This window comes from Aureibacter tunicatorum (assembly GCF_036492635.1).
GTDB classification, from domain to species: Bacteria; Bacteroidota; Bacteroidia; order Cytophagales; family Cyclobacteriaceae; genus Aureibacter; species Aureibacter tunicatorum.
In genome coordinates this window covers 3559353-3573168 of sequence record NZ_AP025305.1, presented here as the reverse complement: position 1 = coordinate 3573168, position 13816 = coordinate 3559353, and the positions used below count along the sequence as shown (strand labels likewise).

Below are 13816 nucleotides of genomic sequence, written 5' to 3'. Positions count from 1 at the left end.
CGTCAGCTTTGCTTGGAGTTCGTAAATCGGTCTTTAAAAAATCATTTTCAATAGTAAAGTAAGATAAAAAGGCAGCGTTTCAAAGGCGTTAGAAAAGTTCTTGGAATATTAGTGTGAGTGCTGGGGTATGTGCAGGGGGAATAGTTTGAGTTTAGCAACACTGATTTTATATTGTGTTCTGAGGGCCATACGAATGCTTGTTTGTTGTAGTTAGCCTATTTTTTTTAATTAGATTTTATTAACCCTAGTCCTTTCCAAAAATCATCAGGATAACTAATATCTTCAGGTTTTCCTAACCATCCATTTGTTAAATTCAATTCATACCCTCCATCTAATTTCTTATATTTTACTGAATTGAAAGCAATTTGATCCCAACCTCCAATATAGTTCAAACTATCTAATTCTTCAGGATATTCTCCTTCACGAAGTTTATGCAGTTCTATTAATGCTATGGCTGTTTTGAAATGTTGGTCTCCGAATTGTCGATTGGCTTGTTCTTTAAATTCAAAAGGAAAACAGCCTGATATCGTTAGTATTATTGAAAGTATAAAAATCAGCTTAAGTTTTTTCATAATTATTCTCTGTGCTTAACTAGCTAAAACACCTCGAAAAACCAAGTTTCAGCAAAGCGCGGCGTTCGTGAGTTGTGTTAAAAAATCATTTTCAATAATAAAATAAGGTCAAAAGGCAGTGTTTTAAAGATGTTCAGAAAATTGAACTCGTATTTTTTAATTTCCAGTATTTAGTATAATAAATTATTGATAACAATTAGGCAAGCAGCTATAGTGTTGGTTCGAATATTAGTTATGAGGAAATATTGTTTTTAGCATTGCCATGGTTAGTTTTTGTCAATTTCAATTTCCTCTAATTTTAGCCCTGTTTTATTAATGAGCCAATTAATTATCTCAACATCTTTTGCGTTTGGAGTGCGAAAATCGTCATTCGTTCTCCATTGGAATCCATCAGAAAATTCAATCGAATAGTGTGGTTTATCAATTATATTACCGTTTGGAGCGACAGTTTTTAAGTAGTAGGTTATCTCAGATATATCTTTAAGTGAATATGACCGTTCGGATGTTTCAAATGGCTTATTGATTGAAATCGAGTTGGAGTTAAATCTAACAAACGAGTTTAATTGGCTAACACAGAAAACAGTTGCAAAAATAGTTATAACCATTGTCAGGTATTTCACTAGCAAAGCTGCATTAAAACCATATTTCAAGTTGTAATATTGCCAGTATTGGCCTTCCTCTTCATGTTTGATTTTTTTGATAATAAGTATTAATAATGCTAAAGAGGTTCCCATTGAAAAGGATAATGCGATGCCGAACCAGGTTCCCGCATCAGGTCGAATTAAAAATTCGGTTTCAGGTTTATTTGTGTATCCGAAACTTGAAAGTTGTGTTAGTAGGTATGTGAAGATTATTGTGTTTAAAGGAAGCAGTACCAAAAAACTCACGAATATCTTTATGTCAAAGGGTTTGAATTTTTTAGTTAATGCATTTTTATCAATTGGTGCTTTCGAAGCGCCTTTGAATTTAAATAGGACATAAAATATCAGTCCACCGAAAACTATTGGAATTATTGATGTTATCATTTTCTCAGTAAGTAGGCCATTACAATGTTGTTAAAATAATCAAGCAAGCTAGTGAGCTGTGCATTTTAGCATGAGCATGTAATGGTATTTCGTTATTTGATTTTTTTGTTAAATTAATTATTTCTTTTTTCAATATGTTGTTTATAGTGATTATTGGCTCATTAAATCAATTTAAAACAGATTTTAATTCTTCTTGATAAAAATAAAGTGATATGCATAGCAGTATATATAATCCTGATAAAATCATGACTAATAGAAAAATATTTTTTTCATTTTTATTATTTGATTGAATAACAAGTTCTAATATACCGAATTTAGCTTATTTCAACTATCTCAGGTGTTCTATTAAATCTTTATGTTTGCTAGACGCTTTAGATTCGTATCGGAGATACTGAACAGGCAGATCTCGATTGGATATAGATCAGGTTAAATTTTTTATGAATTTTCTTGCGTAAGTTTTCAACTTGTACATGTGTTTGATTTAGTCATTCATGCAGTTTTAAATTCAAAAGTCAAGGCTCATGTTTAGTCTTTTGATATTGATTCGAAGTCCAAGTTGCAAACATGAACTAGGTACGATATACGCATGAACCCACGAAGAAAGCACTCAAGGTATTGTAAGGTTCTTTTAAATAAACATTTCTTTTATGGAAAGCGATCTTAAGTCTCTCCAATCTACTTTTCTAATAATTTCATTATGTGTCATAAAACCAGTTTTTTAGAATCATCACATCCCAGATTTATGTTTTACTCATTTTCACTGAACAGTTAAGTTTAAAAAATCATGCTTTAAAGTTGTCAAGGTGATTTTAAGTTATTGGCTTTGCAATTGATGGAATTTGGATGTAGTTAGTATTTATGAAAGCGAGCATTCAGATGATAGAATAGTGATTTTAGCTTCGTTTCGGAGGTCGGAACCTAAAGAGTTTCACTTAAAATCACTATTGCTTTTACATCTTGCTAGCTTGAATTAGTTCATAAGCGGCGCTGGAGTAACGTTAGGAATAACAATCAAATAATCATATCCTGTCAATACATTCAGCAGTGATTTATTATCCACCTGGAGGTTATTTGATTTAATTGCTTTCTGAATGGCATTGATGTCGAACATGCTCCAGTTTTCATTATCTGAAGCTTCATAAAATGGAGCAAAATGCTTTAACTGGCTAATGGAAGGATCGATTTTTTGAGGTTGCATTCCTTTGAAGGGAACGCCTTGCATGCCATTTTTCCCAATTATCATAATGTGCAGAGAAGAATTGAAGTTCGCGTCTGATATATTAGAAACAAAATTGCCAATGTCGTAGCCACCCAATGAGCTCTCAGCTTTGTTAATGTGCAGCGCTCCGTATTTGAATAAGTTCTTGTCTTTATGCAGTGCTTCTATATTTTTTAACACCGTATTTTTCATTAGCTGAATTCTGAGGTGGTGATTTTGGGAGAGATAGATTTTTCGCGATATCTTCAGATCAGAGATCACCTCTTGCTCGTCCGTGCTCAATTTTAGCTCGGCAAGCTTATTTAGGTTTTGCTCAAATTCATCCGTTAGAAAATAAGGACGTCCTTTGCCGGTGGAGAATAGCTCAAAATGCTTTTTGGAGTTTATTTCTATGTTTGAGTAGATTTCCTTGGCTTTCCTGTTTTTAGTTGTTTCCTTAAGTCTGGAAGCCATGAGTCCGTCGGCGGTTAACACGATTTGATCTGTGCCGATGATATTTGTTCCTTGTGTGGCCAATTTCTCAAGTAGATTGAATTCAGGAGTCAAGGCGTAAAAGGAAAATGCGTGATTATAGTCGGCAATAAATTGATCAAACTCGCTTTGGGGCAATGTTCGAATTTTTTGAGAAATAAACTCGCCGGAATAATTGTCGATCTCGCAGAAGAAATTGTCGAATTTTATTTCAGATGAGATTTCAGAAACAAATAGTGGAATTTCATTGAAAAAGTGGGCTTCTCCTATGAGCGTGTTGTTATGCGAAGCTATTTCAGATAATATTTTTTCCCAGCCTTTTCCTTTAAATTGATTTTGCTCGTATTCAATAGTGTCTTTGTTTGCTTTGACAATTTCATTCAATTCCGATTGGCTGTAGGAGTTTATAGAGACAAGAAATAGTGTTAGGGTTAGATATAGATTTTTCATTATGTTTTTTTAGATAGACGAAAAATAGTATTATTAGTGTTTGTTGGTTATAGTGTTGAAATGTTGTAGCTAGTGTCTTGAGTCATGTATTTTTATTTTGTTTACGTTGTTAGTTAGTTGAAAAAATCTATGGAGATCAAGGTTTAATTTTTCAGGATGAATATCTTTTTGATCTTTTTGCAATCGAACAATCATTCGAAAAACTTTCTTTTCTAACTAATATAAAACATGCATGTGAAATTTTCCCATCTAAACGTTTTGTAGAGTATAACGGTTTGTTCTTTCTTATTTTGAAATTTTGTCATTTGCGTAATATCCATTGGCTACAAGGTGCTAAATAAATACAACTTTGTGTATTTTAGTTTTATAGAGCTTTTAAATTGAATTATAAATACTTTTCAATGAAAATATAAGTCAAAAAAATTAAACTTAAAAGGTCTTGATAGGATTTTAGGTGTTCCAACAGTGATTTTTTAGGTTTTTAACAAGGATGATGGTTCTTGGAGATTTTTAAAAAGAAATTCTAGCTCGTCTGTTTGTTTTCCATTTCGATAAAGCTCAATTTTCTCATAGTCGCCATAAGTTTCAGGAAATAATTGTATTCTATTCTTTTTATGTCGAATTGCCCAAGAGAAATCATGAGTGGGGTTGACAACAGCGAAGGTGAGTTCTTCATTTGGATATGCAATGAAAGTAAATGCTTCAGGTTCTAGCTGAATTTCTAAAGGCGGATTCGTTTCGTGTACAATAAATGATATTGAGTTGTTTTTTGTCATTTCTGTGTTAATTAAGCCCGCATCGGAGATAATGAGCCAATGATTTGAGAGAATTGATTAATTAAATTTTGCTAGTTATTAGTGTTTTATATACTTACTTAGCGTCGAAAGGCGTATTTGTGAGTATTTAATTATTTCCTAATTCTTTCAAGTATTTAAAGTGTGATTTCACAGCTTTTATAATAGATAATTCATTGTAAGGCATTGAATGTTTTATAGCTGTTTCTTTTATTATTGGTGTTATATAGGTGTATAAAGTATGGGGAAGCTTAGGGAATAGGTGATGCGCAGCGTGGGAATTAAAGCCGCCAAATATCCAGTTGGCCAATTTGTTTGTAGGGTGATAGTCTAAAGAAACAGACAACTGATGTTCGTGATAGCAAGTTGGCAACATGCCTTTACTATCAGGTGTGGGAAAGCAGGTTTCAGTTGTGAGGTGAGAGATAATTAATGTTAATACGAAAAAAATTGAAATGATTGAATGCATTATGATAAAAGCTATGAGCCAATTGTAAAAGGGTAAATTGGAAAAATAGCAAGGAATGAACAGTATAAATGAGAAATATATAGCTTTCAATAAGACCACTTCAAATTTAAAAAGCCAAGAGTACGATAGGTTTTTCATATTTGCAACGTCTTTTTTAGAAAGGTAAATAAAATCTTTTATCAAGATCCAATGCAATGTGTAAGCGCAGTAAAGAAATGGAGCATAAAGGTGTTGATACTTATGGTTCCATTTGCGTTCATGAGTTTTGGAAAGTCTGATAAAAGGATTATTGTCGATGTCTGCATCGCATCCGTCCACATTTGGAAAGATATGGTGTGAAGAAATATGCCTTTTTTTCCAAAGTGTTGCATTTACACCTTGAAGATTGAATATTAAATAATGTGCTATGCTGTTTAATCTTTCACTTTTAAATAATGTATTATGGACTGCGTCATGTGAAGAGTTGAATGCCAGTAAAATTCCTGAAAATCCAAATATTGAATAAGAAATATTCAACAACAGGAAATTGTTTGATACTGCATCAATGAATAAAAGTCCATAAAGCATGAGGTATAGTGTGAAATACAAAAAGAATTTCACTTTCATTAATCTTTTATTCTTGTAGATAACTTCTGAAGATAATGATTTTTGAACTTTGTCATTTAATTCATTAAAAAAGTCAGTGCTTGAAGGTTTGAATTTAATCTTCATCATGTCCTAGTTATAGCGTTTGATTGTCTAATAAATCAAAATATTTTTATTTTAGCTATATAATATTTCTTAATTTTGGTTAAAAAAATAATAAAAAAACAAATAAGTTTAATTTTATGTGATCAAAAATTTTTCGTAGCGTTTTGACGATTAATATTAAAGTAGTGCAAAAAGGGATGAGACGTTCGTTATTCGTATTAAACGTTAGTGAATTTCCAATATATCGAGGTCTAAGTATGATTTCGGCTCGCTTGGAAGGTGGCTAACTAGAGGGAGAAGAGTGGTAACATACGATTTGTCTTTAGATTAACAATCGAAATCATGACATTTTACTTCGCAGATATAGCAGTCTAAGCTAATAAGCTTTGGAAGCAATTCATTCAAATAAAATCTAAAGTCTGTAGATCTATTGGCTCCTACAATTCTTTGGCCTATGCCGATCATAATCGATAGATCATAATGATAATTATACTCAGGGTGCTTTTCTGAAAGGACTGTACAGATGATGTTTAATGTCTCTTTGGATTTAGAGTCCCATAAAGCTAGATTATTGAATACACCATTACGTTCACGTTTGTCCCATATTTGTTTAGCATCTATAAAGTTTCTAAAGCCGACAAAATCAAAATCATCGGTGTCATCTGATTTTAAAGTAGTTATTTCATTGTTTACTCCAAAGATCCATCTTTGGCCTACTAATCCATCGATTAGATCAGAAAATATCTTGTTGCTCAATAGTCTGATATTGATTTCGCGAGACACGCTCATTTTTTATTCGATTTTAAAGTTCTTAAATTCTACTGTTAACATGCACGCCATGTCAGCAAACTCATTGCATTCTCTGTATTTTTCATTTTATAATTTGCTTCAATTGATGTATCATTTTCATCTAGGCAATATGAGCGTGTTTTCAATGCTACTCCATCAAGATTCAAATTTTGAAAGGGATGGTGAGTGCTAAGCGATATTGGTTATAGTCATAAAAATAAATGTGAAAGTAATAATTCCCACGATGGTTGTGAATATTCCTAATTGTTTTGATTTAGTCCATCCTGATAAAACAATTACAAAGCATAAGAAAGTTATTCCAAGTAAAAATGATATTGAACCGATGATGTTTGATGTTTCTAATGTTTCTGATGAAATATTTTCTGGATAACCTTTAGTAGTCATCATAACAATTTTAGTCATCGCAAAAACTGATACTAAAAAAGAACCTGCGGCAAGTGTTGTAACCTGGAAAATGCGATTGGTTATTTGACCTTTAGTTTTATCAGTTAATAAATTTGAAACAATAGCGATGGAAAAGCCACCTAATAATGATGAGATTAACAAAATTTGATTAGCCAAGCCATTTAAGTATTCTAAAGATAGATTCATTGTGAATTTTTAAGAATGAAAAATTAAAATAGTGTCGTGATAAATTCATAAAAATATAACCAATACTGATAATTTTGATGAATCATCAAGATAATGCTAGCATTATGTTGAAAAAGGAATATGATTTTAGAAACTATCTTTGTTCAATCATTTTCCTTTTTCGGAGGTATTTCTAACTAAGTTTTAAATTGAAACGCAACCTCGGCTACCATCGGAGATAGCGAACCAGCTGGAAAAGCTGGCAAGTAGAGCCATTCTTTTATAAGCTTTTCCTGTTTTTCCATTTGAAGTTTTCTTTATTTGCTTCATTCCATGCTTCTAGTTCAGCAAGCATGTTGTTAATCTTATTTTTATTTAACCATTGGCCATTTACAAAAACAGCTGATATCTCAGTTGTATTGCTAATATTTTCCAGAGGGTTTTCATTTAAAAGCACTAAATCCGCGAATTTGCCTGTTTCAATTGTTCCGATTTTATCATCAATCTCAAGCCATTCAGCGCCTAGTCGGGTCGCAGTGGCCAAAGCTTCTTCATTAGTCAAGCCGGCATCCACTAATAATTCAAGTTCGTCATGAAGCGAAAAGCCCCAAACGACACCGGAAATTCCCGCATCTGTTCCCGCAAGCATAGGAACGTCGGCTTCTTTAAATGCTTTGACAATCAATTTATGAAAATCAACCTGTCGTTGATAATACTCTATTGACTCGTCCGAAGCCCCATAATAACCATTTGAAGTTAACCATTTGTCTTGCATTAGCGGGTGTGCGTATTTTAAGCTTGGCAAGGTTTCAATGCTTTCTAATGATTCAGCTTGTTTTCTGATTGAAACCAAATTGGTTAAGTTCGGGATTAGCCAAGTGTTGTTTTCTTTCGCCAAACGCGCAAAATTTTGAGCCGTCTCGTAACTGTAGTCATCGGTTTGCTTAGACAGCTCTTCCGCATGAGCGATTAATCCAAAATGCGGAACAAAGAATTCTTCAGCTTGCTTCCCTTCGAAAGCGGAAGGGATATGGCCTACTACTTTCATGTTTTGTTTTTCCGCTTCGTCTATAATTGCTTTATAGGTTGCTTCATTTAGCCAAGTGTATACTTTTATGAATCTATATCCCATGCCTTTGGCATTTCTTACCGATTGTCTTCCTTCCAATGGAGATCTGGCGACTATTTCATTTCCTTCTCCATCGATTACAGCCGCTATTGCTATGCGAGGCCCAATTATGTCTCCGCTTGCTATTTTATCCCTTTGCGAAAAGTGTCCAAGTCTCCCGCTCAACTCAAATACTGTCGTAACTCCACTCGCTATATAAGGCGTCATTAGGTTTTGGGTGTTAAATGACAAAGTCGCGCCTCTGGTAGGATAGCCTTTGGAGAAACTTCCATTTGAAAGGTTGTGAACGTGCATGTCAATTAACCCGGGAATTAGCCACTTGCCTTTGCCGTCAATTATCGTTGAGTTTTTAGGTGTTGATTCATTGATTGAGTGAATTTTATTTCCCTTTATAACGACAGTGCTATTTTCAATGACTTTGTTGTCTTCAGTCATTGGGATTATGTTTACATTTTCAATAACATAAGTGTTCCTGTTTTCCTCCGTTTTTTCTCCTTTGGATAAGGAGGATTTGCTTTCCTTGCAGCTAAATAAAAAGACGATGGAAACAGTCAGTATGGGTAAAAAAATATTTTTCAAAATGATAGTTTTTTTTGTTTCATTTTAAGATATAAATATATTTTACCAATTGAAATAAATGCTATAAATATTTATAGTAATATGATTGCTTATAATAATTACAAGTATGAGGTTAGGGGAGATTCAAGGTTTCATTAAATTATATTCCTTCTGTCAAGGCTCTTATAACAAATTGTTGTATTCGCTTGTGAGTGTCTATTATGGATTGTTGTTATATAGATTCGTAAAGGGGGGGAACTAGTAGCGATGAATTTTAAACATCAGCGGGCCTTATGTTTAACGTTTCAATTTGTCCCTTAACGATCAATGAGACTTCTGATAGAGGAAATTGAAACCAAAACTCATCTTTTTTTTCGTTAAAATAACTGAAGCAAAATTCCAATTCTGTTCCATCAAAGCCACCAGCATAATTTTCAGTTTGAAACATATCATCACTTTCAATTTCAGCCCAGTTTTCCAAGTTCAGATTATGCTCCAATATTTCAGAACATATATTTCTAAATTCAGAGTCTATTTTTAAGTTCATTTTCGGTTATCTCAAACACTTTTTTAATTAAAAAAACAGTAGGCAAAATCAAACATTCGAAATACAGATTACCGAGTAGCAAAGCCCTTAGATACGGGTGTTTTTCAGCAATGTCGATCATCATTGGGCTCTGCGAGTCACACGAAGACTTAGTTGTTAGCTGTTTTTCTTTTTATAAATTTCCTGACTCCCAATTTTTCCAGCTATTGTTAATTTTTTGTGTTGGTTTCCAATTTATTGAATCTTTAGTGGTCAGTACTTTTGCAATTAGCTTGAATGTCTCTTGTTGACTTGGTGGATTTGTTGTCTCGTACGCACTAACAAAATGAAACTTGTCAATTGTCATAAGTTTAGGAATGTCTTTTGGAATATGTTTACGTATTTCATCTTCTGTCGCACTTATTAGCGAAGGATTTGTTTCGTGTAAATATCTTATCAAGTCTCCAAATCCAATCAGTTTTTTAGGGTTGTCATAATCTCGTATTTCAATCCCTACTTTTTCATAGTTTGCGTAGTTGTTATCAAAAGGAACAAATTTGTCACGGATTTTAATTTCTTTAATATCTTGTCCGATTAGCTCAAATATTTCCATATCAGCACCTTCCTTATTTTCAATCCTTTCAAATTCAGTCGGATCGATTAGGATTACACAACCTGAGTTAGTGATGTAGTTTCTTTCAGGATATTTGTCAATCGGATATTCAATACAATTTCCTACATAGTTCAATTCTATTTCGGCAGATGTTCCGCGATTTTTGTACCCACTTTTCTCAAATACAATAGCCCATCTTGTTGAGTCAGCAAATAAGTGAATTCTGCTGCCTGCTGTTTCAAAATAACCATGTTCCAAGTCAAGGAAAAAGTTGTATTTGATATCTTCAGGTTGTCCTTGAGGATAGAATTCACTCGGTGTTTGATTAAAAGCTAAGTCTAATTGCTTAAGTATTTCTATTTCGTTAAAAGGCATTCCTATATTGTTATTTGAGTTGTCTTTTATGTTTCCAGAACATGAGAAAAAAACAAGTTGTAATATTATTATTATTATTGAGTTTTTTTTCATTCAATTATAGTTAACGTCCCAATAACACGAATTCCGTATATTTCACCTATGTGCGGAACTTGTTTATAAGACTGGTAATTCATTTCAATAAAAAGTAAGTTTAAAAAATTACATTTCAAATATACCCAAAGGATTCTTTGCTTTATAAACTGTAAAGAAAGGAGGATGTGTGTAAGTCTCGATGGTTTTGAATTATCGTGAATTAATGCATATACTGACTGTAGCTGTGGACTAAAATGGTTCATGATTTCGTTTAGAATTACAATTTAAGTTGCATTTCAGATGCAAGTATGAAGTTATGTATCTGAGACACTAGGGCTGCATAAGGTTCATATCTGGGATGAGGAAGCAGCTGAAAAATCCATAATAGAATTGTTTCGTCAATTAGTTTTTTACATTGAGTTCTTCGGACCATACAAAGGCTTATGTGTTAGGAATAGATTTTATCAGGTATCTTTTTTTCCATTTCTGTTTCAGGGTAGTCAATTCCATATATTGATAAAGTCACATTTGCTTTGATTGCATACCCTCGATTTTTGTAAAATTTAAAAGCGGATGGAGTAGAAGTCAGTTTTAATTTTGTTATGTTTTTTTCGGAAGCATATTTCTCTAAATAATCTAGTAGCTTTGTCCCAATTCCCATTTTTCGAACAGAATAACATACATAGAATCCAAGAATAAAGTCATCTTTTAACGCAATGGTTCCGATTATTTTATTGTTTTTTATTGCGCAAAACATTAGCCTATCATTCATCTGTTTTTTTATTTCTGAAGGCGTGTTATATTTTTTCCAAGCAGTTATTTGTTCGGGAGAATAATGGTTTGGATTTTTATCAGTCACTTCAATAATTAAGCTACTTATATCATCGATATCATTACTTGTTGCTTTTCTTATAATCATTTTTAGTGTTTTTTACTTATGGCAAACGTTGAGTATATTCTTCTTTTTGAAACAGATTATACATTGTTGAACTAAGTCCTTTAAGGCTAGCTTTAATTATTTTTCCACACTCGATTAAATATATGGAAAAAGAAGTACGATCAATAATTACTGAAGATGCTTGAGTACTCTTGTCTTGAATTTGTCTTTATGAGTTTGGCGATAAAATTAGAATTGAAAAATATGAAGAGATTAAAAAAGCAAGCGCTAAAGCGTAATAGGATTGTATCGCTTCATTTTTTTGATAATCGAATGCAAGGGTGTGGAAGATCAACTGGAGCAAATATTCAATGAAAAAAAGCACTAAATCTAACCTCGTTTTTTGAGAAATCACGGAAAGTCAAGCATTCGGAATACAGCTTATCCAGCCGTAAAACTCATAGATATGGATGTTTTTCAACACGGTCTTCATATTGGGCTCTGCGAGCCATACGAAGACTTAGTTGTTAGGTGCTTTCATTTTCAAGAATTGTTAAAGACCTTTTATATGTCCAATCAAGATCATCAAATGTTTTTGTGAAGTTAAAGTTTGTAACGTAAAGCTTTTGACCTGGGTCTCCATTCCATTCAACTTTCAGCCCTTTTTCCTCTAGCAAGCCCTTAAAATATAAACTAGTTTCAACTTTACTTCTTCCATTAGATCTCGTCATTTCTGAGTTCTTAAAAGCACCAAATGATAAAGTCAATTGATTCAGTTCAACCGCTCTTAACAAGTCCTGCTCGTGATATGCGATGTAGCCAAATGGTTTAATATTAGATTCTTCTAAAACTTGATCTATAGTATCAAAGATATCTGAAGATGTGTATCCAGCTGAGTGCAATGCTATGTAACCTTCACGGCTGACTTGATCAAAAACTTCCGATAGGCCAATAAAATCGTTAGATGTTTTGTTTTGCCTATTATGAGATGTGTAATTTTCGCGAATAATGTCTTTTTCAGTTGATGCGAAATCTAAATCTTCTAATTTGTTAAGTAAATCTTCTAAACTAAATAGTCCTGATCTAATTAATGCGTTAAAATCTTTGATATATTTTAGGAAGTCTTCCATAATGTAATTTTTGATTGTGCCCAACACCCTATTACCACGAATTCCGTTTATTTCAACTATATGCAGATTTGATGAATTAGGTTAAAATTTATTTGAATAGAAAATAGGCTAAAAAAAACACATTTAAAAGCTGTAAGAAGAATATTATAAAACCAAAATAGCGACAATGGACTCATTGTCGCTGAAGTGATACTTTTTAATTCTGCAAACCATTGTATCAGTTACCTTTACTCATGTATCCACGTAGCTGGCCAGTTATATGCTTTTGATATTGCTCTGGCTACTTCGTGGCTTAATTGAGAACCATTGTCAGAATTCATCATAATGACAAATCCTCTTCCTTTATTAGCAAAAGAGACGGCATAGCAATTAAAACCTGTATTCCCTCCGTCATGTCTGAATCGAAATGCATCTCCTTCTCCATCTATTCCAATGCCTGTTCCACCTGCTCTAGGCACTCTTTCCATCATTAACTGGGCTGAACTTTGTTCTAATACGCCACCTTCTTCGCCTCGGTAAGATTTGCCTAAGGCTATCATGAATTTAGCCAGATCGGATGGTGTAGTCCATAAACCTGCCGCGGCTTTTTCTGGGTACAAATGATAACCGCCTTCTACTGTATTTCCATAAGTATCAAATCCATTTGACGCTATTTCATTCAATTCTTGAGGCAAATGTTGATCAAAAGTACTGCTTTTCATTCCTAATGGCTTAAAAATGAACTCTTCAGTCAGCTCTTCGAATTTTTGTCCGCTAACATCTTCCATCAATAATTGCAATACCTGCATGCCGCCACCAGAATAGATCTCAGATGTTCCTGGTTCTTGAATCACTCTTACAGGGGCTGAATTTGTTATTTCACTACCCTCCAAGATTTGCACTAAGGATGGTATGGAATCTTGTTTATTATACCCTTGAAATCCTGATGTGCCCAATCCAGATGTGTGGCTCATGATTCTTCTTGGAGTTACTTTTTCTGTTGTCGTGAATTCGTTTTCAGGAACTTGCCAGCTCTTTAATTTTGTGTTTACATTTTCGTCCAATGAGATTTTTCCTTGCTCTATTAGTTTAAACGCCATTACGCTTGTCACTGGCTTGGAAATTGAGGCGGCTTGAAACAAAGTTCTTTTATCAACTTTCTCCTTATTAGCTTTATACTTCAATCCATACCCTTTTGCCCAGATGATTTCATTATTATCAAAAACAGCTATGCTGACGCCCGGAATATTTAATTCTTTCATCCGAGTTTCAATAGCTATAGGCAGAGAGTCGTTTGTTCCATTTTCATCTATTCGGTAGATATTGTTCTCAACTTTATCTAGCAAAGAGTAGTTTTCACTAATTGAAGCATGAGTAGTTGCTTTTTTCTTCTTTTCAGATTGACATGATAATAGGAAAATTATCAAAAGGATTGAAGTGAAATTGAATTTGTTCATTTGTGATTTTGTTATGTTTTAAAAAGG

The 13816-nt window shown here is 33.3% G+C and carries 13 protein-coding genes; all 13 read right to left on the bottom strand.

Annotation, left to right across the window (positions count from 1 at the left end; all coding sequences use genetic code 11):
- Positions 1–224: 224 nt before the first annotated feature.
- On the bottom strand, positions 225–572 hold the full coding sequence (locus AABK36_RS14990; protein WP_309938077.1) for a hypothetical protein: 348 nt from the start codon (positions 570–572) through the stop codon (positions 225–227).
- A 266-nt stretch (positions 573–838) separates the two neighbouring features.
- Complete coding sequence (locus AABK36_RS14985) at positions 839–1597, bottom strand: hypothetical protein (protein ID WP_309938079.1); 759 nt, start codon at positions 1595–1597, stop codon at positions 839–841.
- A gap of 970 nt (positions 1598–2567) precedes the next feature.
- Positions 2568–3737 (bottom strand): hypothetical protein, encoded by a 1170-nt coding sequence (locus tag AABK36_RS14980; protein ID WP_309938080.1) that lies wholly within the window; start codon positions 3735–3737, stop codon positions 2568–2570.
- A 473-nt stretch (positions 3738–4210) separates the two neighbouring features.
- On the bottom strand, positions 4211–4513 hold the full coding sequence (locus AABK36_RS14975) for a hypothetical protein (RefSeq protein ID WP_309938081.1): 303 nt from the start codon (positions 4511–4513) through the stop codon (positions 4211–4213).
- A 127-nt stretch (positions 4514–4640) separates the two neighbouring features.
- Positions 4641–5714: a fatty acid desaturase family protein gene (locus AABK36_RS14970; protein ID WP_309938082.1), complete on the bottom strand. Its 1074-nt coding sequence runs from the start codon at positions 5712–5714 to the stop codon at positions 4641–4643.
- A 303-nt stretch (positions 5715–6017) separates the two neighbouring features.
- Positions 6018–6479: a hypothetical protein gene (locus tag AABK36_RS14965; RefSeq protein ID WP_309938083.1), complete on the bottom strand. Its 462-nt coding sequence runs from the start codon at positions 6477–6479 to the stop codon at positions 6018–6020.
- A 189-nt stretch (positions 6480–6668) separates the two neighbouring features.
- Positions 6669–7091: a hypothetical protein gene (locus AABK36_RS14960; protein WP_309938084.1), complete on the bottom strand. Its 423-nt coding sequence runs from the start codon at positions 7089–7091 to the stop codon at positions 6669–6671.
- 259 nt (positions 7092–7350) lie between these two features.
- On the bottom strand, positions 7351–8778 hold the full coding sequence (locus tag AABK36_RS14955) for an amidohydrolase family protein (protein WP_309938085.1): 1428 nt from the start codon (positions 8776–8778) through the stop codon (positions 7351–7353).
- A 253-nt stretch (positions 8779–9031) separates the two neighbouring features.
- The gene (locus tag AABK36_RS14950) at positions 9032–9304 is read right to left on the bottom strand and encodes a hypothetical protein (protein WP_309938086.1); all 273 of its coding nucleotides are present in this window, start codon (positions 9302–9304) and stop codon (positions 9032–9034) included.
- A 172-nt stretch (positions 9305–9476) separates the two neighbouring features.
- A complete protein-coding gene (locus AABK36_RS14945; RefSeq protein WP_309938087.1) occupies positions 9477–10364 on the bottom strand; it encodes a DUF7003 family protein in 888 nt (295 codons plus the stop codon).
- Positions 10365–10794: 430 nt separating this feature from the next.
- Positions 10795–11265 (bottom strand): GNAT family N-acetyltransferase, encoded by a 471-nt coding sequence (locus tag AABK36_RS14940; protein WP_309938088.1) that lies wholly within the window; start codon positions 11263–11265, stop codon positions 10795–10797.
- Positions 11266–11750: 485 nt separating this feature from the next.
- A complete protein-coding gene (locus AABK36_RS14935) occupies positions 11751–12353 on the bottom strand; it encodes a DUF6891 domain-containing protein (RefSeq protein ID WP_309938089.1) in 603 nt (200 codons plus the stop codon).
- 227 nt (positions 12354–12580) lie between these two features.
- Positions 12581–13789, bottom strand: a complete 1209-nt coding sequence (locus AABK36_RS14930) for a serine hydrolase domain-containing protein (protein ID WP_309938090.1) — start codon at positions 13787–13789, stop codon at positions 12581–12583.
- Positions 13790–13816: the final 27 nt, after the last annotated feature.